The following is a 20,808-nucleotide window of genomic DNA, read 5'->3' on the forward strand; positions in this document are numbered from 1 at the left end:
TTGTCGATCGAGCCTGGGGCGGACTGGCCGTGTTTTGCTTGACGCTATAGCCGGTCCGTCAGAGCGGCAGGGCGCGTATCAGAAAGCCATCTGCAGTGTACGGAGTGTGCGGAGCGGGCGTGTCTTACGCTTTAAGAAACAATGTATTTTGGAATCCGCAAGAATCGAAAAATCCGTGTAAACGGTTGCGCTGTAAGGGTTTGCGGCGGTGCAGCGAGCGGAAATAACGATCAGGACTACGGATTGGGTGTTGCGTGATCGCGACAGCTGGTTAGCGGCGGGAGGGGGCTGTAGGGCGATTATTGACACATCGGCAATAGAGGTTTGTGTGGAGCATGGATAATGAAAGGTGGTTCTCTCGCTATACTGCGATCTCTGCTTTCCGAAGCAGACTTTTTCGTTGACGGAAAAGATCTCCAAACCTTTGTCGGCGCGACTTCCCAGTCGCGCTTTTTTTTTGCCCCGCTGCCCGGTGCGCTACGGCGTGTACGAGCGGCGCTTACGCTTGCCCGCGGGCGCAACATCTTTCGCTTCGACCGGCGGCGGCGTGTAGGTCCAGTCTTCCATCACGTAGTGACGGGCATCGAGTGGCGATGCGAGCAGGTTCTGCCAGTGATCGCCGTGCCACGTCATATCGAATTCGGTATCGCACGGCGCTTCGCGCGCGGACTCGGCCAGGGCGCGGGACTTGCGACGTACGCGTCCGAGCCGGCTCGCGAAGCGCTTGATTCCGTCCAACCACATGACCCTCTCCTTCCTTTCGGCGTTGATTCAGGATCGCAACGTCCGCGGATTTCCGCAACCCGGAAAAAACCCGAGGATTTTACCGAGTCGATTTGTCCCCGGTAGGAATTTCATACCCTGAATTATTGGCGATCGAGTCCCGGTAATATTGACAGGTTTTTGGTGCAAATCAATTAATCAAGGGAGATAGTGTACCGATTCCAGTGGTATTAGCGTCTTTTCAAGAAAGCAGTCGCTAAAAATTTTCTTGACGCACCCGGATTGTCCAATTTATAAAGTCAGCACTCCGTCCTCGGGCGGCGTGCTGGTGCGGGTGCTGGCGCAATGTTTCGGGATTTCGGGAAACGGCTATAAAAATAGCTTTTTTGATCTTATCGAGTGGGGAACGAAGACATGGATACCGGTATCGTGAAATGGTTTAACGATGCTAAAGGTTTCGGCTTTATTACGTCGGACAATGGCGGTGAAGATTTGTTTGCGCACTTTTCCGAAATTCGGATGGACGGCTTCAAGACGCTGAAGGAAAACCAGCGTGTTTCGTTCGAGGTCAAAGTCGGGCCGAAAGGCAAGCAGGCGGCGAATATCCAGGCGGTCTGACGCGCCACGCATTGCCGATCACGTCCGGCCCCCGCATCGCGGGGGCTTTTTTGTTTTCCGGGGACGGAACAATCCGGTTCGCGCTGGCCGCGAGTACGCATACCGGTGCATACTCACGGAAGCATCGTTTTCCTGTCTTTTCATGTCAGATTCCCGTCCGTCCGATCCCGCCAGCGAGCAGCCGCTCGTCTTCGTCGACCTTGAAACCACCGGCGGCTCGTCCGCCGACCATCGGATCACCGAAATCGGCGTGGTCGAAATCGGACCGCTCGGCGTGTCGACGTGGACGAGTCTCGTCAATCCGGGGCAGGCGATCCCGCCGTTCATCCAGCAACTGACGGGCATCTCGGACGCGATGGTGCGCGATGCGCCGACGTTCGCGTCGCTCGCGCCGGCGCTGTTCGAGCGGCTCGACGGCAAGCTGTTCGTCGCGCACAACGCGAGCTTCGACCGCGGCTTCCTGCGCGCCGAATTCGAGCGCGCGGGCCTCGCATTCAATCCCGATGTGCTCTGTACGGTACGGCTGTCGCGCGCGCTGTTTCCGCGCGAATCGCGGCACGGGCTCGATGCGTTGATCGAACGGCATGGGCTCGTTCCGGCCGCGCGCCACCGGGCGCTGGCCGATGCCGATCTGCTCTGGCAGTTCTGGCGCCAGTTGCACGACATCGTGCCGCTCGAGCGGCTACGCGACCAGATCGCGCGGACGACACGCCACTTCCGGCTGGGCGGCGATCTGACCGAGGCGTGGCTGGATACCGCGCCGGCAGGGTGCGGCGCGTATGCGCTCTTCGGAGAGCGTGACGAAGCGCTGTATGTCGGCCGCAGCGTGCGCGTACGGCAGCGGCTGCGCGCGCTGTTGACCGGCGAACGCCGCTCGTCGAAGGAAATGCGGCTGGCGCAGCAGGTGCGTCGCGTCGAATGGCGCGAAACCGGCAACGAGCTGGGAGCGATGCTTGCCGAAGCGCAATGGATCACCCGGTTGCGCCCGTCGTACAACCGGCGCCCCGCGGCCGACGCCGCTCGCGGGGGCGGCGCGCCCTGGCCGTTCGACGGCGCTGTCGCGTTCGAGGCAAGCGGCGAGCGCCGCCTGTTTCATGTGATCGACGGCTGGTGCTATCTCGGTTCGGCGGAATCGCTCGATGCGGCCGCGCGGCTTGCGGCCGACGCGGCGGCCGGCGCGTTCGAACCCTTCACCCATCGCCTGCTGCAGACGCATCTCGCGCGCGGTCTGCAAGTGATTCCGCTCATGGCGCTGACACTCGCGGACTGAGCGCCGCGGCGCGATCCGCGCCCGCCGCATTAGCCGATCGCGCTGGCTCCACCGGCGGCACAGACATGCGACAGCGCGGTATCGAGTGCCTGCGTCTGCGTGGAATCGTAGCGCGTGAGCGTCTTCCAGTTTGCGATGCTGCGCGCGAGCCGCGCCTGGCAATCGGGCGCATCGCGCAACGGGGCGACCTGCGCGAGACCGGCGAGCATTTTCTGCGTCAGCCGATCGAGTGCCGGGCGCGTGCTGGTCGCGAGATCGGGCGGCGTGCCTTCCGGCGGCCGGGTCGTGTGCCAGGTCGCGAACAGCGCGTTCTGCACGTCCTTGCTTGCCGCGATCTGATCCTCGAAGAACGTCCGGGCGAACGCGGGATCGACGCCGGCCTGGGCGGCCCGTTTTTCGACCGCGGTGAGCAGTGCCGCTTCGCGCGGCTGGTCCTCGATGGCCTTGTGGTTCGCCCATTTCCATCGCGCGACCGGTTCGGCGAGCGCGAGGCGCTGCGACGCGAGCGCGACGACGTTGGTGAGGGCGGTGTCGTCGCCGTCTGCACGGGCGGTAGGCGCAGACGAAAAGAAGGTGACGCCGAGCACGGCGACAGCGAGGCTGGCACGAATGGCTTGCTTCATCGGAACGATCGGGAGAGCCGGGCGGGCCGGACGTGGAAAACCAGAAGGATAGACGAAGACAGTCGCGCGGCGCAGCGTCGCGACAGGAGAATCAGCAGGCGAGCTGATCCGGCACCGTCAGGCTGTTGCGGCCCGGGTGCGAGGCGAATTGCGCGCGAAGCGCACGAATGGACCGCACGATAGCGATGATCGACACGTGGCGGTTACAGAATCGAACTGACGTTCACTTCGGCGCGTACAGCTTGTGCTGCTCGTCGAAGAATGCCCGAACGTGCTCGGGCAATTCGGCGAGGAATTCCACGCCGACGGGTTCCGGATCCGGGCTCATCACTTGCTCGGGCGGTGGCATGCGAGTTGGTCTTTCGTCCATGATCGTTTCTCCAGCAGGTTCAATGATTATCAACCTCGCGCTCGGATTTATGCCAGCGGCGAATCGTTAGATTTTGTCTCTGTTGTATTAACGGCACATGGGCTCCGAGGCGAGGTGCGATGCCCGGTATTGCAGGCTGCGCAATCGGCAACAATCGGACCGCTTGTTATACTTGCGCGCACTTTTTCCCGGACCGCGATGAGACGAACGACGCGATGGATCGGCCTCGTATGGCTGGCGCTGGTACTGAACGTACTGTCGCCCGTCGTCGGCTACGCGCGTCTCGCGTCGAGCGGCTCCGGCGCGCTCACGCTCGAGTTGTGCAGCGCGGCCGGCGCCCGTCAGGTCGTGCTGGCGCAAGCCGGCGACGGCCGCGACACGTCGTCGTTCGACCATGCCGGCGTGCCACATTGCGTGTACTGCCCGGGCTTCGCGGCGAACGTCGCACTGGGCACGAGCCTGCCCGCGATGCCGGGCTTCGTGCGCACGTTCGCGTATCGGGCGGCCGCGCCGATCGTTCCCGATGTGCCCCGCAAGGGCATCCGCCTCGCGCAGCCGCGCGCCCCGCCTGAAAACGTTCCGGTCTGATTGATGTCGTTCGCGCGCCCCGGTGGCGCGCGAGCCGCCCGCGACCCCGGTCCGCGCGTCGCGCCGTTCGTGCGCGACTCGCACGCCCGTGTCCGGCGGCGTCCGATCACGTTTTCAGGAACTCCCTCATGTCGTCTACCTTTGCCGCGCGACCGTCGTGCGGCCGGCTCGCGCTCGCATGCGCGGGCGCTTTCGCATGGCCGGCCGCTCACGCGGCTTCAACGGATGATGGGCGCGCCGAGGCCGCCCGCAGTGGCGGCGTCGATCGTCCCGCCAGCGCCGCGCCGGCTGCCGCTGGCGTCGCTGCATCGGCCGCACCGGCCGGCGATACGCTGACCGCCGTCAGCGTGACCGCGCAACGGCAACCGGTCGACCCGGATACGCCGGCCGTCGTCACGTCGATCACGCGCGAGCAGATCGATGCGCACACCAACGTCACCACCGAGGACGCGCTGAAGTACGCGCCGAATCTGATGGTCCGCAAGCGCTACATCGGCGACCGCAACAGCGTATTCGCGGGCCGCGATTTCAACGAATTGCAGAGTGCGCGCGGGCTCGTCTATGCCGACGGCGCGCTGCTGTCGAACCTGCTCGGGTCGAGCTATGCGTACCCGCCGCGCTGGTCGCTGATTCCGCCCGACGATATCGCGCGCGTCGACGTGCTCTATGGCCCCTTTTCCGCGCTGTATCCGGGCAACGCGATCGGCTCGACCGTGCTGCTCACCACGCGCCGCCCGGAACAGCTCGAGGCGTCGCTGTCGACGCAATTCTTTACGCAGCGCTACCACGACGGCTACGGGTTCGCGGACAGCTTCGGCGGCAATCATCAGACCGCGCGAATCGCGAACCGTGTCGGCCGGTTCTGGTTCGCGCTCTCGCTCGACCGGCTGGAGAACGACGGCCAGCCGATGCAGTACGCGAGCCCCAATTCGGCCTACAACCCGAAACTGGGCGCCGCCGTGCCCGTGACGGGCGCGGCGACCGACATCGGACCCAACGGCAAGCCGCGGACGATCGTCGGCGCGCAGACGATCGAGCGGACCGAGCAACTCAACGAGACGGTCCGGATGGGCTATGCGTTCACCGATCATGTCGATGCGACGCTGACGCTCGGTCATTGGGAGAACCATTACCGGCAGCACGGCGAGACCTTCCTGCGCAATGCCGCCGGCAATCCGGTCTACGGCGGCAACGTGTCGATCGGCGGCCGGAACATGACCGTCGCGCCGAACGCGTTCGCGCCGCAGCGCGGCGACCAGGAGAACTGGCTGTATGCGCTCGGGCTGAACGGCCGGCTCGACTCCGGCTGGCGGCTGTCGGGCGTCGTGTCCGCATACGACGTCTCGCGCGACGTGCTGCGCGCGGCCTCGACCGTGCAGGGCGGGGCGGGCACGCTGTTCCAGGGCGACGGCACCGGCTGGCGCACGTTCGACCTGAAGGCCGAGGCGCCCGAAGTGAGGGGGCATGCGTTCACGTTCGGCTATCACTACGACAACTACTTCCTGCGCAACGTCACGTACAACACGGCCGACTGGCTCGCCGGGCCGACCACGTCGCTCGCGAGCGTCTATCGCGGCGACACGCGCACGCAGGCGCTGTTCGGGCAGGACGCGTGGCGCTTCGCGCCGGGCTGGCTCGCGACGCTCGGGCTGCGCTACGAGCGCTGGGATGCGTACGGCGGCGCGCTCGGCAATGCGAACGGCACGCTCGGCTATGCGGACCGCGGCGCGAATGCGCTGTCGCCGAAAGTCGCGCTGCAGTGGGACGCGACGGAAGTCTGGCGCTTCCGGCTCTCGTTCGCGACCGGCACGCGATTCCCGACGGTCGGCGAGCTGTTCCAGGGCACGATTTCGAACAACGCGATCGTCAACAACGACCCGAACCTGCGGCCGGAAAAGGCGATCGACTGGGATTTCACCGCCGAGCGCGACGTGGGCGTCGGCGTCGTGCGCGCCAGCGTGTTCCAGAGCGACCTGCGCGATTCGATCTACAGCCAGACGACGGTGTCGGGCGCGACGACCGTCACCAACATCTCGAACGTCGACCGGGTACGCGTACGCGGCGTCGAACTCGCGTTCAGCGGCGAGAACGTCGGGCTGCGCGGGCTCAACGTCGATGCGAACGTATCGGCGAGCAACGCGCAGATCCTCGCCGACGCCGCGAACCCGGCCTACGTCGGTTCGCGCTTCCCGCGCATTCCGCGCATGCGCGTGAACCTGCTCGCGTCGTATCGCTTCGACGAGCACTGGCTCGCGAGCGTCGGCGTGCGCTATTCGGGCCGCCAGTTCAATACGCTCGACAACAGCGACGTGAATCCGGACGTCTACGGCGGCACGAGTTCGTTTACGGTCGTCGATCTGAAGGCGCGCTACCGCTTCGATCGTCACTGGAGCGCGTCGGCCGGCATCGACAACCTGACGGACCGCCGCTACTACACGTTCCACCCGTATCCGGGCCGCACGTTCTATGGAGAACTGAAATGGTCGCTGTGAAATCGCTCGCGGCGCTGTCGCCCGCCGGCGCGCACGATGCGCCCGGCGCCGCGTTCGATGCGCGGCACCGGTCGTGGGGTGCATGGGGCGGCGGCGCGCATGTCGTCGTCGCGCATTCCGACGACGCGGGGAGTACGCTGTCCGCGCCCGTCGCCGTCAACGCGCAGCCGGAGCCGATCTATACGAGCGCCGAAACTCGCCCGAAGCTCGCGACGAGCCCGGACGGGCGCGCGGGATACGTGTCGTGGTCGACGCCGCTCGATGCGGGATGGAGAGGGGAGATGTCGCACCCCGTGTGGATCGGGCGCGACGGTGTGCGCAAAGCGCACAGCGAATTGCCGACGGCCGACGTGCTCGACGGCTGGTTGCGGCACGCGAAGCGCTGACGGAGCCGGCGGCGCACGGCGAACCGGCCGCGCGCCGGCCCGATGCGAAAACGCGCCCGAAGGCGCGTGGAGAGAAACGTCAGGCCGCTCGCCTGAATAGCCGGATCACGAACAGCAGGATCACCGCGCCGATGACCGCGACGATCACCGAGCCGATGAAGCCGCTGCCGATGCTGATGCCGAGCACTCCGGCAAGCCAGCCGCCGATCACTGCGCCGACGATCCCGACGATGATGTCGACGATCAGCCCGAAGCCGCCGCCCTTCACGAGCAAGCCGGCAAGCCAGCCGGCGATCGCGCCGATGATGAGCCACATAATCAAGCCATGAGTCATGGTGGTCCTCTCCTTGGGTTGAGTCGAAATGACCGGCGTCGGTTGCCGCACGCCGCAATCGGGTTGAAAGCTGCTGCGACCGCCGCGCCGCCCACGCAATGTAACGCGATAGACGGGTCAGGATCGTTAAGTAATGTTATGCACCCTTAAGCAGATTTTCCAGGGGATTTGTCTGCGTACGGCACGATTCGTGCGCACTCGACGCTTGGCGAAATGAATTTGTAAGAATTGGTTGGCGCTGAAGTCTGTCGGCTAGGTCGGCAATCGGCCGCGCGGCGTCGCTGATCGCGTCGATCAACAGCGGTGCGAAACGGGCGAGGAAGCACGACGCAGCGCTTCGCCGATCCGGGGCATCGTGTGGCCCAACTCGGTGTAGAGCGGGTCGTATCCGATGTGGATCATCATTCGGTATCCTGAAGGATGGACTTCGGTCAAGGTGTACGGATGGAGGAGCGGGAGATCGACCGTGCCGACCACGTTGTTGGTGTGTGCGTCGTGCCAGCGGCCGGGCACGAGATAGAGGGAGCCGTTGGGTGCGCCGTCGAGGTCGAGCCGCCGGCCATCGTCACCTTGGCCGCCGCAGGCCCGTGCCGCTGCACATCGGGAGCGGCGATTCGATCGACCGGTGGTCGTCGAGGGCATAGAAATGTCGTGCCGATGTGTCGGCGAGGTTGCACGGATAAGGGCCACCGCAACGAACCGGCGACGAGCAAAGCAACATACGCGGGCGGTTGCCGAACGCGCACGCGAAGATCGTGCACGGCGTGATGGGGGAGTGCGTCAGCGAACGACTTCAGGATTTCGGCGCCGGAAAAGAGAAAAGGTCTGACAAGCGATGCTTGTCAGACCTTTATGTCTTGGTGCCGGAGATAGGAGTCGAACCTACGACCTTCGCATTACGAATGCGCTGCTCTACCAACTGAGCTACACCGGCAGCAGAGAAATGAAATTATATGGTGAAATCCGCGATCTTGGCAATAGGTTTTGCGAAATTTTTTCAGCTTGCTGCGGCTGCTTCGCGAAACCGATCCGGCGGATTTTCCGCTTTCACTTCACTGCGACGCGACCCGTTAGGGCCACATCGCGAAGGCGCGATTGTACTGATGTCTCGCACCTCCGTCCAGTGCTGCAGTGCGATTATTTTGCTTCGCCGTGATAGCCGGTCACGCGCTCGACTTCGTTCTTCGAGCCGAGGAACACGGGCACGCGCTGGTGCAGGCCAGTCGGCTGCACTTCCATGATGCGCTGCGTGCCGGTCGTCGCGGCGCCGCCCGCCTGTTCGACGATGAACGACATCGGGTTCGCTTCGTACATCAGGCGCAGCTTGCCCGGACGATCGGGCGTGCGCTTGTCGGCCGGGTACATGAAGATGCCGCCGCGATTCAGGATCCGGTGCACGTCGGCCACCATCGACGCGATCCAGCGCATGTTGAAGTTGTCGCCGCGCGGGCCGTCCTTGCCGGCGTTCAGCTCGTCGACGTAGCGCTTGACCGGGTCGTACCAGTGGCGGGCGTTCGATGCGTTGATCGCGTATTCGCGCGTGTCGGCCGGGATCTGCATGTTGCTCTGCGTGAGCACCCACGAGCCGACTTCGCGGTCGAGCGTGAAGCAGTTCACGCCGTTGCCGGTCGTCAGCACGAATACCGTCTGCGGGCCATAGACGGCGTAGCCGGCCGCGACCTGCTCCGTGCCGGGCTGCAGGAACGATTCTTCGGTCGCCTGCTTGCCGTCCGGGCAGCGCAGCACCGAGAAGATCGTGCCGATCGATACGTTCACGTCGATGTTCGACGACCCGTCGAGCGGATCGAACACGAGCAGGTATTCGCCGCGCGGGTAGTTCGCCGGGATCGGGAAGAACGTTTCCATTTCTTCCGACGCCATCGCGGCGAGGTTGCCGCCCCATTCGTTCGCGTCGAGCAGGATTTCGTTCGACAGGATGTCGAGCTTCTTCTGCACTTCGCCCTGGACGTTCTCGCTGCCGGCGGTGCCGAGCGCCTCGCCGAGCGCGCCCTTCGACACGTTGTAGCTGATCGCCTTGCACGCGCGGGCGACGACTTCGATCAGCAGGCGCAGGTCGGCGGGGAGGTTGTTGGTCTCACGTTGCTGTTCGATCAGGAACTTCGACAGCGTGGTGCGGCGGGCAATGGACATGACAGACTCCGAAAGGCCAAAGAATCCTTGAATGGCCGCAATTTTACCCGTCGAGCCTCCGTAGCCACCGGCTTTTTTCGTCCGGTTACATGGCCGGGCCGCCGAATCGGGCCGATGTCGGGCGGCGGCGAAGGCCGGGCGCGCAGTACGGTGCAGGCACACTGCGCGGTCCGACCCCGCGATTGCGCGTGGCTTCAGCCGCGCTCGCGCAATAAAAAAGCCGGCGCCGCGTCGGGCGGCGCGGGCTCGATCGCGCGGACGCGACAGCGTCGATCGCGTGGCTTACGCGAGCGCCTTCTCGACGATCTCGCGCACGTCACGCGATTTCGCACCGGCGGCGACTTGTTCGAGCGCTTCGCGCATCCGGTCGCGCAGCGTCGGCGTGAAGCGGCGCCACAGTTCGAGCGAGCGCGCGAGGCGTGCCGCGACCTGCGGGTTGATCGCGTCGAGCGCGAGCACCTGTTCGGCCCAGAACGCGTAGCCCGAACCGTCCGCCGCGTGGAATTGTGCGGGGTTGGCCCCGCAGAAGCTGAAGATCAGCGAGCGCGCGCGGTTCGGGTTCTTCAGGTTGAACGCGGGGTGCGCGAGCAGCTTGCGCACCTTCGCGAGCGTCGGCTGCGCGGGTGTGCCGCGCTGCGCCGCCTGCATCGCGAACCACTTGTCGATCACGAGCGCTTCCTTCTCGAAGTGGCGGTAGAAGTCGTCGAGCGCATGCTCGGCCGGCCCGTTCGCGCCTGCGGCGGCCGCGGACAGCAGGGCGCCGAGCGCGGCCGCGCGATCGGTCATGTTGTTCGCCGCGTCGTACTGGGCCGTGGCGAGGCGTACGGCATCGGCCGGATCGTCGAGTTCGGCGAGATACGCGAGCGCGAGGTTCTTCAGCGCGCGGCGGCCCGAGGCCTCCGGCGTCGGCTCGTAGGCGCCGGGCGTCTGGTGCTGTTCGTACGCGGCGAGCCAGTCGGCGCGCAGCGCGCTCGCGAGCTGGCGGCGCACGAACTGGCGCGCGCGATGCACGGCGGCCGGGTCGGCCTCGGCCATCTGGTCGGCGAGATAGGTTTCCGACGGCAGCGTCAGCGCGAGTTCGCGGAATGCCGGCGACAGGCTTTCATCGGTCAGCACGCGGCGGAACGCGGCGACGAAGTTCTCGCCGAGCGCGAGCGGCGCGTCGGCGGCGGCACGCGCGGCGAGCGTCAGCAGCGCGCGCGTCGCGAGGCGCTGGCCGGCCTCCCAGCGGTTGAACGGATCGCTGTCGTGCGCGAGCAGGAATGCGAGATCGTCGTCGCTGTAGTCGTACTCGACGATCACCGGCGACGAGAAGTTGCGCAGCAGCGACGGCAGCGGCGCTTCCGGCACGTCGACGAACGTGAAGGTCTGTTCGGTATCGGTGAAATCGAGCACGCGCGTCGTGCCCGATGCGGCGGCTTCGCCGTCGAGACGCAGCGGCAGGTCGCGGCCGTCGCGGCCGATCAGGCCGATCGCGAACGGGATCAGGAGCGGCCCCTGCTGCGTTTCGCGCGCGGCCGGCGACGCGTCGCCGTAGCCTTGCGCGAGGGTGACCGTATAGCGGCGTGCGGCCGCGTCGTACGCGGTGCGCACCGACACGCGCGGCGTGCCGGCCTGGCTGTACCAGCGCTCGAACTGCGCGAGGTCGCGCCCGTTCGCGTCGGCCATCGCGTGACGGAAGTCGTCGCAGGTCACCGCGTGGCCGTCGTGGCGCTTGAAGTAGAGATCCATTCCCTTGCGGAAGCCGTCGCGGCCGAACAGCGTCTGGTACATCCGCACGACTTCCGAGCCTTTCTCGTAGACCGTCATCGTGTAGAAGTTGTTGATCTCGACGTAGCTCTCCGGGCGCACCGGGTGCGCCATCGGGCCCGCGTCCTCGGCGAACTGCAACTGGCGCAGCACGCGCACGTCCTCGATGCGCTTCACCGCGCGGGCCGCCGATTCGACGTCGTCGCCCGCGGCCATGTCGGCCGAGAATTCCTGGTCGCGGAACACCGTCAGGCCTTCCTTCAGGCTCAGCTGGAACCAGTCGCGGCAGGTCACGCGGTTGCCGGTCCAGTTGTGGAAGTACTCGTGGCCGACCACCGACTCGATGTTCGCGAAATCGGTGTCGGTCGCGGTCTCGGGGTTCGCCAGCACGTACTTCGTGTTGAAGATGTTGAGCCCCTTGTTTTCCATCGCGCCCATGTTGAAATCGCCGACCGCGACGATCATGAAGCGGTCGAGATCGAGCTCGAGGCCGAAGCGCTTTTCATCCCAGCGGATCGAGTGGATCAGCGAATCCATCGCATGACGCGTCTTGTCGAGATCGGCCGGTTCGACCCACACCTGCAGCAGCTTTTCCTTGCCGGAGCCGGTCGTGATCGTTTCCTCGATCGCGACGAGCTTGCCTGCGACCAGCGCGAACAGGTAGCTCGGCTTGCGGAACGGGTCTTCCCATTTCGCGAAGTGGCGGCCGTCGGGCAGGTCGCCCGAATCGACGAGGTTGCCGTTCGACAGCAGCACCGGGTATGCGGCCTTGTCGGCACGCAGCGTGACGGTGTACGACGCCATCACGTCGGGGCGGTCGAGGAAGTAGGTGATGCGGCGAAAGCCTTCGGCTTCGCATTGCGTGAAGAAGTTGCCGCTCGACACGTACAGGCCCGACAGCGTCGTATTCTGATCGGGCGCGCATGCGCTTTCGAGCGTCAGCTCGAATGCCTCGGGCACGTTCTCGACCGTCAGGCCATGTTCGTGCGCGCGCACCGCGCCGTGCGGTGCGCCATCCAGCCGTGCGCCGAGGAATTCGAGCGCCTCGCCCATCAGTTCCAGGTGCGGCGCGGGCGCGGCATCCGGATTGCGGCGCACGCGCATCGTATTCCTGACGATCGTGCGGGCCGGCGCGAGATCGAATTCGAGTGCGACGGAATCGATGAGGAAGGCCGGCGGCGTGTAGTCGGCGCGGCGGATCACGGTGGAGGAGGCGTTGTCGGACATGGTCGTCGAGATCGGTGGAGTGGGGGACGGGCCCGTCGCGCGGGCCAGGCGAACCGGGCCATTGTACAAAGGCTGGCGGCTGCGTGTCGGGCGAACTTTTTACCGCTTTCGGGAGTCCGCGTATTATCGACATCCCGTTGTGGTTCGCGCGGTGCGACGAACGGGTGACGGATCGACGAGGATCGACATGAAACGCGAATGGATTTTGGGCAGGGCGCGCTGGGCGGCGGCGCTGTGCGTCGCGCTGCTGACCGGCTGCACCAGCTACGTGACCACCCAGGTCACGGCCTTCTCCGACTGGAGCGGCAGCGACGCGACACGCACCTATGCGTTCACGCGTACGGATGCGCAGAAGAACAGCATCGAGCAGTCGACCTACGAGCCGATCGTCGCGAACGAGTTGTCCGCATATGCGTTCCGGCAGGTGCCGCAGTCGCAGGCACGCTATCTCGTCGGGCTGACCTACGCGGTCGGCAGCGATCTCGTGACGGTGCCGCAGCCGGTCTACTACGATCCGTGGTTCGCGCCCGGGCCGTACTGGCGGCGCGGGCCGTGGAGCCCCTGGGGCCCGTGGGGGCCCTGGGGGCCGATGCCGGCCGGTTATGTCGCGCAGACGTACCAGGTGTTCGACTACATGCTCGGCATTCGCATCACCGAGCGCGCGACGGGCAAGGAGGTCTACAACGTGTCCGCGCGCACGACCGGCGACAACGGCACGCTGCTGTACGCGATGCCGTTCCTCGCGCGCAGCGCGCTCGCCGATTTCCCGTTGTCGAACGGGGCGGTTCGCTCGGTCCGGCTGCCGGTCGACAAGCGCGGCGGGCCGGCGGCGCCGGCTGCCAATGAACGCGCGGTGCCGGCGGCGCCCTCGTCGAGCCCGACCGTCGCGAAGTAACGCTGCATTCGTCTCGGCGCGGCCGCCCGGCCGCGCCGGCTATCTGCCTTTCCGTCAGACCCCGATACCCAGCAGCGCCAGCGCGCCGAGCACGACGAACAGCACGGCCGCGATCCCGTGTACGAGCTTCGTCGGCAGACGGTGCGCGAAGCGGTCGCCGAGCAGGATCGCCGGCACGTTCGCGAGCATCATTCCGAACGTCGTGCCGGCCACCACGCCGATGTAATCCTGGAAGCGCGCGGCCAGCGCAACGGTCGCGATCTGCGTCTTGTCGCCCATTTCCGCGAGGAAGAACGCGACGAGCGTCGCGCCGAACACGCCGAGCCGCGAGCGGGTCGCATTGGCTTCGTTCTCGTCGAGCTTGTCCGGTACGAGAATCCACAGCCCCATCGCGATGAACGAGAACGCGAGTGCCCAGCGCATGATCGACGGCGTGACGAGTACGCCCAGCCATTCGCCGAGCGCGCCGGCGAACCCGTGATTCACGAGCGTCGCGACGAGCACGCCGAGAATGATCGGTACCGGCTTGCGATAGCGCGCGGCCAGAACGAGGGAAAGCAGTTGGGTCTTGTCGCCGATTTCAGCGAGGGTGACGGCGCCGGTGGAGATCAGGAAGGCTTGAGACACGGATGGGATTCCACGGGCCGTTGTTGTACGTGCGAGCGACGATCCACGGCGCGCCGGGCCCTGATGCGGCGCACTGTGAACCATCGGTCTCGCCAGGCCAACGTGGCTGCGTCCGCCATGGCCGAACGGCCAAGTCTGTTGACGGACGCCTCCGTCACGATGCGCGCCGGTGGCGCGGGACATCGAGCGGAGCGGCTACTCCCCAATGAGCGGCGAATTCTAGCACGGCGCATTGCACGCGGGAAAGCGGCCCGGCCGCCGTGCGGCGGGCCGCAGCGGATCCGATTGCCGGCATGCGCGGCAATCGGATCCGCGCTGCCGGAACGGAGTACCGGCGGGGCGTTACGCGGCGGCTGGGCGGCGAGCGGCGCCGCGCTCGTGCACGAGTTCGCCGGCCGCATAGGTGCGGTACACCGCGCGGTCGTCGCCGAGCAGCGCGAACGCGAACAGCAGCTCCTCGAGCGACTCCGCGCGCTTCGTGCGGCGCGCGAGCAGCGGCGTCGCCTGCGGGTCGAGCACGACGAAGTCGGCTTCGGTGCGCGGCTGGAGCGTGCCGACCGTGTCCGCGAGGTCGAGCGCCTGCGCGGCGCCGGCCGTCGCGAGCCAGAACATCCGCGTGGCGCTCAGGTGATGGCCCGACAGCCGCGCGACCTTGTGCGCCTCGTTCATCGTCTGCAGCATCGAGAACGACGTGCCGCCGCCGACGTCGGTCGCGAGCGTGACGGGCACGTCGTATTCGCCGGCCTTGTCGAAATCGAACAGCCCGCTGCCGAGGAAGAAGTTCGACGTCGGGCAGTGCGCGACGACGGTGCGCGTCTCGGCCATCCGGCGGCGATCCTCGTCGTCGAGGTGGATGCAGTGGCCGTACACCGCGCGCGGACGCAGCAGCCCGTAGCGGTCGTAGATGTCGAGATAGCTGCGGTGGCCGGGGAACAGTTCGGCCACCCATTTCACCTCGTCGACGTTTTCCGCGACGTGGCTCTGCACGAACACGTCCGGATGGCGGCGCGCGAGTTCGCTGCACGCCTCGAGCTGCGCCTCGGTCGACGTCGGCGCGAAGCGCGGCGTGAGCGCGTACATCTGGCGGCCCTTGCCGTGCCAGCGGTCGATCAGCTCGGCGCTGTCGTCGTAACCCGATTGCGCGGTGTCGCGCAGGAATTCGGGGCAGTTGCGGTCCATCAGCACCTTGCCCGCGATCATCCGCAGGTCGCGTGCGTCGCTCGCCGCGAACAGCGCGTCGGCCGACTGCTTGTGCACCGTGCAGTAGACGAGCGCGCTCGTCGTGCCGCACGCGAGCAGTTCGTCGACGAAGAACTCGGCGACTTCGCGTGCATGCTCGGGGTCGCCGAACCGGCGCTCGGTCGGGAACGTGTATTTGTCGAGCCACGGCAACAGGCCCGGCGCCGGCGACGCGATCATGTCCGTCTGCGGATAGTGGATGTGCGTGTCGATGAAGCCGGGCACGATCAGCTTGTCGCGCAGGTCGTGGACCACCGCGTCGCGCGCGAGCGTCGCGGCGAGCGGCGCATACGGGCCGGCCGCGACGACCTTGCCGTCGTCGACGATCAGGAGCCCGTCGGTCTCGTAGTTCGCGGCCTGGCTCGATTGCGCCGGGTCGCCGTTGAAGGTCAGCAGTTGGGAACGGAAAGCGGTTTGCGTCATGACGAAGGGTCCTGCATCAAGGTAAGGCGAACAGAAGAAAGCGATCGACGCCGCATCGCGGCGGGACGGTGCTTCGCGAGCGGAGGCGGCACGCGACGTGCGGCACGGCCGGAAGCGACGGCGCGGGCGAACGTGGCGGCCGAAGCCGCCAGCGAGTGGTTGCCCGCGCACCTCGCGACCGTTGCGACCGTTGCGCCGGCAACCGGCGCGGCGGCGAACGGCACGGCAAGCCGCGACGGCCGGCGCGTGCGTGCGGCGGCGCGCCGAGCCGTCGCTCCGCATGCAAGCAGGCGGCCGGCCCGGCGCCGGGCCGAACCGGTGATCGCGATGCGGATGCCGTTGCCGTGTTTCATCTGTCTAGCGTTCCTCGATGCGGGCCGTCACGCGGCCTGCCAGTACGCATCGAGGCGCGCGTACAGTGCGTCGCGCTGCGCCGGTTCGATGAACGAGGCCTCGAAGCCGTTGCGGATCACCGCGTGGACTTCGGCATCCGTGAGTTGCAGCCCTTCGGCCGTCGCGAAGTAGTTTTCATTGACGTAGCCGCCGAAATAGGCCGGATCGTCGGAGTTGATCGTCACCGCCACGCCGCGGTCGAGCAGTGCCTTCAGCGTGTGCTTCGCCATGTCGTCGAACACGCACAGCTTCAGGTTCGACAGCGGGCAGACGGTGAGCGCCGTGCGCGTTTTCGCGAGGCGTTCGACGAGCGCCGCATCCTCGATGCTGCGCACGCCGTGATCGACCCGGTCGACCTTCAGCACGTCGAGCGCTTCGTAAATGTACGCGGGCGGGCCTTCCTCGCCGGCGTGCGCGACGAGCTTCAGGCCGAGCGCGCGCGCCTTCTCGAACACGCGTGCGAACTTCGTCGGCGGATGGCCGAGTTCGGACGAATCGAGACCCACGCCGATCAGGCGATGACGATAGCGTTCGAACAGCGGCAATGCGGATTCGAACGTCGCGAGCGCGTCTTCTTCGGACAGGTGGCGCAGGAAGCAGAGGATCAATTTGCTCGACAGCCCGCGTCGTTCGGCGTCGGCGAGTGCGCGCTCGATGCCCGCGACGACCGTCTCGATCGGCACGCCGCGCTCGGTGTGCGTCTGCGGGTCGAAGAACAGTTCGGTGTGGACGACGTTGTCGGCGAGCGCGCGTTCGCAGTACGCGGCCGTCATGTCGTGGAAATCCTGCTCGGTCAGCAGCACGCTCGCGCCGGCGTAGTAGATGTCGAGGAACGATTGCAGGTCGGTGAACGCGTACGCGGCGCGCAGCGCATCGATCGAATCGTAGGCGAGCTTCACGCCGTTGCGCTGCGCGAGCGCGAAGATCAGTTCGGGCTCGAGCGAGCCTTCGATATGGATGTGCAGCTCCGCTTTCGGCGCGCGGGCAATCTTGTCCTTGAATGTCGGGGTCATGGCGTCGTTCTTGGTCGGTCAGTAGGTAGGGGAAGCCTGTGCGGACGTATTCGCCTCGACGGCCTGCAGCAACTGCGCGGCCACCGAGATCGCGATCACTTCGGGCGCCTTGTCGACGATGCCTTCGACGCCGATCGGGCAGCGCATCCGCGCGACCTGGGCCGGGTCGATGCCGATCGCGGCGAGGCGATGATCGAACTGCACGCGTTTCGTGTGCGAGCCGGTCATTCCGAAGTATGCATAGTCGCCGCGTCGCAGGATGCGCTCGGCCAGCACGAAATCGAGTGCGTGGTCGTGCGTCATCACGACGAAGTAGGACTGCGGCGGCGCTGCTTCGACCGCGTCCGCCGGGGAAGCGGCCGCGTCGATCGCGAGGTTCCCGATGCCGGCGAGCGCGTCGGCCGGCGGGAACGCCGCATCGGGCCCGTCGATCCAGCGCACCTGGCACGGCAGCGTCGCCAGCACCTTCACGAGCGCGGTGCCGATGTGTCCCGCGCCGAACAGCATGACGGGGAACGCATACGGCGCGATCGTTTCGGTCATCAGCGATACGCCGCCGGTTTCCCACAGCAGGCAGTCGGCGCGCGCGGCTTCCGATTCGGGCTCGCTCAACAGCGGCGCGCCCGGCGAGGGGCCGAATGATACGCTACGGACGGTCGCGGCGCCGGCCGCGACGCGCTTCGCGAGCGACATGATCCAGCCGAGATCGCCGACGTCGAGCCGCTCGAACGCGAGCACCACGGCGCCGCCGCAGCACTGGCCGAGACTCGGGCCGAGCGCGAGCCGCTCGAGCCGGCGTGCGTGCGGCACGTGCGCGCCGTCCTTCAGCAGGTGCCGCGCGATCTCGATCGCCTTCCATTCCAGATGACCGCCGCCGATCGTATGGCGTGCCGTGTCGCGCGTGACCAACATCTTGGTGCCGGCTTCGCGCGGCGCGGAGCCGTCGGTGTGCGCGACCGTCACGAGCACGGCCGCTTCGCCGTGCGCGAGCAGTTGCTGCAGATCGCCGAGCCAGGCTTCCATCAGCACGCTCCGTTCGGGACGACGCGGCACGACACGCGGCGCGGGCTGGCGGGCGCGGCGGCAACGAGGGCGGACGGGAGCGGGGCAGGCCGGCTGCACGGCCGATGCGGTGCGACGGCAGGGCACTGACGGCGTGCGCGAACGGCGCCGCCGGACGCGCGGACGCCATGAGGGTGACGGATGCGGATGGTTTGCGTTGTCATGATGAATCCAGTCGACATTGCGGATCGGGCGCGCGTTACGCAGGGAGCGGTGAGACCGCCTGGCCTCGCGCACGTAGATCGCCATCCAGTCCCGAAGATAGCATCGCCACGCGGCGGGAACATGGCCGGGCGGTGATCCGGGCTATCAGGCGGCGATCATGTCGATCATAGGCCGGCCGCGCGGGATCGGGGCACCGACGCATGCACGTCGGGCCGAAACGCACGCGTGACGGGGCGGGGGCGCGGCGATCGCGCGACGCATGCCGGCCCGGAAATCGGGGCGGCGGCGGAGTAAGTGTTTACGCGCGATGAGCGAGCAGGGCCGGTGCAGGCGTCGGCCGCGGCCGGGTGGCGACTCGCCGGCTGCGCGCGGCCCACTCGGTCGGGCCGCGCGGATCGTGGGCCGGCAAAACGGCCGCCCGGTCAGCTCGCGAGCTTGCGGCGATGGCGCCAGAGGCTCGCGATGGCCGCGATCAGGATCGCGGCGAAGCCGATCAGCGCCCAGCCGGGCAGCAGGATGCCGAAGTTCGGCGGGTAGACGGTCTCGCACAGCCCGGCGACCTTGAACATGCCGGGGAACCACTGCGCGGGCGGCAGGCTGTCGACGATCGGCTGCAGCGTGTCGAAGCCGCAACTGAAGCCCGGATTCATCTGGATCGACAGGTGCCGCGCGGCCGTGCCGACACCGCCGGCCGCGGCGAGCGCGATCAGCAGTTCGAGCGCCCAGACGCCGCGCCAGCTGCGGATTCCCGTGGCCAGGAACGCGAAGATCCCGATCGCGCAGAAGAAGTAGCGCTGGATGATGCACAGCGGGCACGGGTCTTCGTTCTTCGCGTACTGCAGGTACAGCGCGCCGGCCAGCAGGGCGATGCACACCCATCCGAGCAGCATCAGCAGGCGGCGTTCGCGGCGTAGCGCAAGCGTGTAGTCGTTCATGTCGGCGGGGTTCCTCGTCGGTCGGTCCGGAAAACAATCGGGCGATTTTAGCGCGAATGATCTGGCACGAAACTGACGGCGCGCGTGCGGCAGCCTGCCGCACCGCGCGCGGGCCGCCTGCGATCGGCCTGCCCTCGGCTGGCGAGGTCAGCGGATCGTGTTCAGCACGGCCTCGACCGACTGGCCGATCGCAAGCAGCGCGTCGTCGCGATGCGGCGCCGCCGCGAGCATCAGGCCGACCGGCGCCGCGTCGCGCGGATGGCACGGCAGCGACAGCCCGCACGCATCGAGGAAGTTGAACGCGCTCGGGTTGCGCAGGATCAGCGCGTTGGTGCGCGTGAACGCGTCGTCGTCCGTTTCGAGTTCGGCGATGCGCGGCGGCACCACCGGCACCGTCGGCGCGACGAGCGCATCGAAGCGCGACCAGACCGTGTGCGCGGCTTCGTCGAGCATCGCGGCGCGGGCGGCGAGTAGGTCGAGATAGTCGGCCGCCGTCGCGGGCTCGCCCTTCATGATCCGCGTCAGCACGCGCGGGTCGTACTGGTCGCGATGCGTGGCGAGCAGCGGGCGATGCCATGCGTACGCTTCGATCGGCGAGAAGCCGAAACGGTTGATCTCCGGCAGCCGGTCGAGCGCGGGGAAGCGCACTTCGGTGACGATCGCGCCGGCGGCTTCGAGATGCTTGAGCGCGGTGTCGAGCGCGGCCGCGACGTCGGCATCGACGCCGTCCGTCACGTAGTTCGTCAGCACGCCGAGCCGCACGCCTTCGAGCGGCCGGGCGGCCGGCACGTGCGGCTCGAGCCCCGCGAGCATCCGGTCGACGAGCGCGCAGCACGCGACCGTCAGGCCGATCGGGCCGAACGAGTCGAGCGTCGTCGACAGCGGCACGGCGCCTTGCGTCGGGATTCGGCTCGCGGTCGGCTTGAAGCCCGTCAGCCCGCACAGCGCGGCCGGAATGCGGATCGAGCCGCCGGTGTCGGTGCCGAGCGCGACCGCCGCCATCCCGTCGGCGACCGATGCGGCCGCACCCGACGACGAGCCGCCCGAAATCCGCGCATCGCCCGGCACGTCGCGGTGGTACGGCGAGCGCGGGTTGCCGAAGTGCGGATTCAGCCCGAGCCCCGAGAACGCGAACTCGCTCATGTTGGTGCGGCCGACCAGCACCGCACCCGCGCGCTTGAGCCGGGCGACCGCGACCGCATCGGTGCGCGCGGCCGGCGCGTCGTCGAGTACGCGCGAACCCGCGCGCGTGACCTGGCCCGCGACGTCGAACAGATCCTTGACCGATACGGGAATGCCCGCGAGCGGCGACAGCACGGTGCCCGCGGCGCGCAGCCGGTCGTGTGCGTCGGCGGCCGCGCGTGCGTTGTCCGCATCGACTTCGGTGAAGACGACGGCGCCCTGGCCCGACGGATCGGCGATCCGGTCGAGCGCGGTGTCGACGAGCGCGCGGCTCGTGGTCCGGCCGGCGGCGAGGTCGGCGGCGAGCTGGGCGAGCGGGGGGAACGGCGTGAAAGTGGTCATG

At 67.2% G+C, this 20,808-nt stretch carries 19 protein-coding genes, 1 tRNA gene, 1 pseudogene and 1 riboswitch; of the genes and pseudogenes, 6 read left to right on the top strand and 15 right to left on the bottom strand.

What is annotated here, in order from left to right; all coding sequences use genetic code 11:
* Positions 1-477: 477 nt before the first annotated feature.
* On the bottom strand, positions 478-744 hold the full coding sequence (locus C4B30_RS17310; RefSeq protein ID WP_027783826.1) for a hypothetical protein: 267 nt from the start codon (positions 742-744) through the stop codon (positions 478-480).
* Between the two features lie 393 nt (positions 745-1,137).
* Between C4B30_RS17310 and C4B30_RS17315 the strand changes: the two genes are divergently transcribed.
* Positions 1,138-1,341 (top strand): cold-shock protein, encoded by a 204-nt coding sequence (locus tag C4B30_RS17315; RefSeq protein WP_027783827.1) that lies wholly within the window; start codon positions 1,138-1,140, stop codon positions 1,339-1,341.
* A gap of 142 nt (positions 1,342-1,483) precedes the next feature.
* Entirely contained in the window at positions 1,484-2,611 is a 1,128-nt protein-coding gene (locus tag C4B30_RS17320) for an exonuclease domain-containing protein (RefSeq protein ID WP_105132766.1), read from the top strand.
* A gap of 29 nt (positions 2,612-2,640) precedes the next feature.
* Here the strand turns inward: C4B30_RS17320 and C4B30_RS17325 are convergent, their stop codons facing one another.
* The gene (locus C4B30_RS17325; RefSeq protein WP_027783829.1) at positions 2,641-3,234 is read right to left on the bottom strand and encodes a chorismate mutase; all 594 of its coding nucleotides are present in this window, start codon (positions 3,232-3,234) and stop codon (positions 2,641-2,643) included.
* A gap of 223 nt (positions 3,235-3,457) precedes the next feature.
* The gene (locus tag C4B30_RS35660; protein WP_162499609.1) at positions 3,458-3,562 is read right to left on the bottom strand and encodes a chorismate mutase; all 105 of its coding nucleotides are present in this window, start codon (positions 3,560-3,562) and stop codon (positions 3,458-3,460) included.
* A gap of 240 nt (positions 3,563-3,802) precedes the next feature.
* Here C4B30_RS35660 and C4B30_RS17330 point away from each other — a divergent pair, with 240 nt between their 5' ends.
* From C4B30_RS17330 to C4B30_RS17340, 3 genes and pseudogenes are all read left to right on the top strand, one after another.
* A complete protein-coding gene (locus C4B30_RS17330) occupies positions 3,803-4,192 on the top strand; it encodes a DUF2946 domain-containing protein (protein WP_027783830.1) in 390 nt (129 codons plus the stop codon).
* 128 nt (positions 4,193-4,320) lie between these two features.
* Complete coding sequence (locus C4B30_RS17335; protein ID WP_105132767.1) at positions 4,321-6,684, top strand: TonB-dependent receptor; 2,364 nt, start codon at positions 4,321-4,323, stop codon at positions 6,682-6,684.
* Positions 6,672-6,962 (top strand): annotated as a pseudogene (locus C4B30_RS17340) (sialidase family protein); the annotation flags it as partial. The gene C4B30_RS17335 and the pseudogene C4B30_RS17340, both read left to right, overlap by 13 nt.
* Positions 6,963-7,149: 187 nt before the next feature.
* On the opposite strand, the gene C4B30_RS17345 reads toward C4B30_RS17340, so the two are convergent.
* The 5 genes from C4B30_RS17345 to pepN all read right to left on the bottom strand — a co-directional run bounded on the left by C4B30_RS17345 (position 7,150) and on the right by pepN (position 12,531).
* Positions 7,150-7,404, bottom strand: coding sequence for a GlsB/YeaQ/YmgE family stress response membrane protein (locus C4B30_RS17345; RefSeq protein WP_027783833.1), 255 nt, complete (start codon positions 7,402-7,404; stop codon positions 7,150-7,152).
* Positions 7,405-7,698: 294 nt separating this feature from the next.
* Positions 7,699-8,046: a hypothetical protein gene (locus C4B30_RS35365; protein ID WP_158683508.1), complete on the bottom strand. Its 348-nt coding sequence runs from the start codon at positions 8,044-8,046 to the stop codon at positions 7,699-7,701.
* Between the two features lie 216 nt (positions 8,047-8,262).
* Positions 8,263-8,338, bottom strand: a tRNA-Thr gene (locus tag C4B30_RS17350).
* A gap of 203 nt (positions 8,339-8,541) precedes the next feature.
* Entirely contained in the window at positions 8,542-9,555 is a 1,014-nt protein-coding gene (locus C4B30_RS17355) for a class 1 fructose-bisphosphatase (protein WP_027783835.1), read from the bottom strand.
* A gap of 282 nt (positions 9,556-9,837) precedes the next feature.
* Entirely contained in the window at positions 9,838-12,531 is a 2,694-nt protein-coding gene (gene pepN / locus C4B30_RS17360) for an aminopeptidase N (protein ID WP_105132769.1), read from the bottom strand.
* A gap of 187 nt (positions 12,532-12,718) precedes the next feature.
* Here pepN and C4B30_RS17365 point away from each other — a divergent pair, with 187 nt between their 5' ends.
* Positions 12,719-13,426, top strand: a complete 708-nt coding sequence (locus C4B30_RS17365; RefSeq protein WP_105132770.1) for a DUF4136 domain-containing protein — start codon at positions 12,719-12,721, stop codon at positions 13,424-13,426.
* 54 nt (positions 13,427-13,480) lie between these two features.
* Here C4B30_RS17365 and C4B30_RS17370 read toward each other — a convergent pair whose 3' ends face one another.
* The 7 genes from C4B30_RS17370 to C4B30_RS17405 all read right to left on the bottom strand — a co-directional run bounded on the left by C4B30_RS17370 (position 13,481) and on the right by C4B30_RS17405 (position 20,807).
* Positions 13,481-14,053 carry a TMEM165/GDT1 family protein gene (locus C4B30_RS17370; RefSeq protein ID WP_105132771.1) on the bottom strand — a complete coding sequence of 191 codons (573 nt, stop codon included), beginning with the start codon at positions 14,051-14,053 and terminating at the stop codon, positions 13,481-13,483.
* A 40-nt stretch (positions 14,054-14,093) separates the two neighbouring features.
* Positions 14,094-14,269: riboswitch (yybP-ykoY riboswitch) on the bottom strand.
* Between the two features lie 126 nt (positions 14,270-14,395).
* Positions 14,396-15,715, bottom strand: a complete 1,320-nt coding sequence (gene guaD / locus C4B30_RS17380; RefSeq protein ID WP_027783839.1) for a guanine deaminase — start codon at positions 15,713-15,715, stop codon at positions 14,396-14,398.
* Positions 15,712-16,068, bottom strand: coding sequence for a hypothetical protein (locus C4B30_RS17385; protein WP_080681322.1), 357 nt, complete (start codon positions 16,066-16,068; stop codon positions 15,712-15,714). The genes guaD and C4B30_RS17385 overlap by 4 nt, the downstream gene beginning before the upstream one ends.
* A gap of 27 nt (positions 16,069-16,095) precedes the next feature.
* Positions 16,096-17,121 (bottom strand): adenosine deaminase, encoded by a 1,026-nt coding sequence (locus C4B30_RS17390; RefSeq protein WP_105132772.1) that lies wholly within the window; start codon positions 17,119-17,121, stop codon positions 16,096-16,098.
* 18 nt (positions 17,122-17,139) lie between these two features.
* Complete coding sequence (gene xdhC / locus C4B30_RS17395) at positions 17,140-18,144, bottom strand: xanthine dehydrogenase accessory protein XdhC (protein ID WP_027783841.1); 1,005 nt, start codon at positions 18,142-18,144, stop codon at positions 17,140-17,142.
* Positions 18,145-18,770: 626 nt separating this feature from the next.
* On the bottom strand, positions 18,771-19,283 hold the full coding sequence (locus tag C4B30_RS17400) for a disulfide bond formation protein B (protein ID WP_105132773.1): 513 nt from the start codon (positions 19,281-19,283) through the stop codon (positions 18,771-18,773).
* Between the two features lie 147 nt (positions 19,284-19,430).
* Complete coding sequence (locus C4B30_RS17405) at positions 19,431-20,807, bottom strand: amidase (RefSeq protein WP_027783843.1); 1,377 nt, start codon at positions 20,805-20,807, stop codon at positions 19,431-19,433.
* Position 20,808: the final 1 nt, after the last annotated feature.

The organism is Burkholderia sp. BE12, assembly GCF_002959955.1.
Lineage (GTDB): Bacteria > Pseudomonadota > Gammaproteobacteria > Burkholderiales > Burkholderiaceae > Burkholderia.

Coding starts and splice junctions, on each gene's coding strand:
- C4B30_RS17310 (WP_027783826.1), bottom strand. CDS start 744: ATGTGGTTGGACGGAATCAAGCGCTTCGCGAGCCGGCTCGGACGCGTA.
- C4B30_RS17315 (WP_027783827.1), top strand. CDS start 1,138: ATGGATACCGGTATCGTGAAATGGTTTAACGATGCTAAAGGTTTCGGC.
- C4B30_RS17320 (WP_105132766.1), top strand. CDS start 1,484: ATGTCAGATTCCCGTCCGTCCGATCCCGCCAGCGAGCAGCCGCTCGTC.
- C4B30_RS17325 (WP_027783829.1), bottom strand. CDS start 3,234: ATGAAGCAAGCCATTCGTGCCAGCCTCGCTGTCGCCGTGCTCGGCGTC.
- C4B30_RS35660 (WP_162499609.1), bottom strand. CDS start 3,562: ATGAGCCCGGATCCGGAACCCGTCGGCGTGGAATTCCTCGCCGAATTG.
- C4B30_RS17330 (WP_027783830.1), top strand. CDS start 3,803: ATGAGACGAACGACGCGATGGATCGGCCTCGTATGGCTGGCGCTGGTA.
- C4B30_RS17335 (WP_105132767.1), top strand. CDS start 4,321: ATGTCGTCTACCTTTGCCGCGCGACCGTCGTGCGGCCGGCTCGCGCTC.
- C4B30_RS17345 (WP_027783833.1), bottom strand. CDS start 7,404: ATGACTCATGGCTTGATTATGTGGCTCATCATCGGCGCGATCGCCGGC.
- C4B30_RS35365 (WP_158683508.1), bottom strand. CDS start 8,046: ATGCCCTCGACGACCACCGGTCGATCGAATCGCCGCTCCCGATGTGCA.
- C4B30_RS17355 (WP_027783835.1), bottom strand. CDS start 9,555: ATGTCCATTGCCCGCCGCACCACGCTGTCGAAGTTCCTGATCGAACAG.
- pepN (WP_105132769.1), bottom strand. CDS start 12,531: ATGTCCGACAACGCCTCCTCCACCGTGATCCGCCGCGCCGACTACACG.
- C4B30_RS17365 (WP_105132770.1), top strand. CDS start 12,719: ATGAAACGCGAATGGATTTTGGGCAGGGCGCGCTGGGCGGCGGCGCTG.
- guaD (WP_027783839.1), bottom strand. CDS start 15,715: ATGACGCAAACCGCTTTCCGTTCCCAACTGCTGACCTTCAACGGCGAC.
- C4B30_RS17385 (WP_080681322.1), bottom strand. CDS start 16,068: ATGAAACACGGCAACGGCATCCGCATCGCGATCACCGGTTCGGCCCGG.
- C4B30_RS17390 (WP_105132772.1), bottom strand. CDS start 17,121: ATGACCCCGACATTCAAGGACAAGATTGCCCGCGCGCCGAAAGCGGAG.
- xdhC (WP_027783841.1), bottom strand. CDS start 18,144: ATGGAAGCCTGGCTCGGCGATCTGCAGCAACTGCTCGCGCACGGCGAA.
- C4B30_RS17400 (WP_105132773.1), bottom strand. CDS start 19,283: ATGAACGACTACACGCTTGCGCTACGCCGCGAACGCCGCCTGCTGATG.
- C4B30_RS17405 (WP_027783843.1), bottom strand. CDS start 20,807: ATGACCACTTTCACGCCGTTCCCCCCGCTCGCCCAGCTCGCCGCCGAC.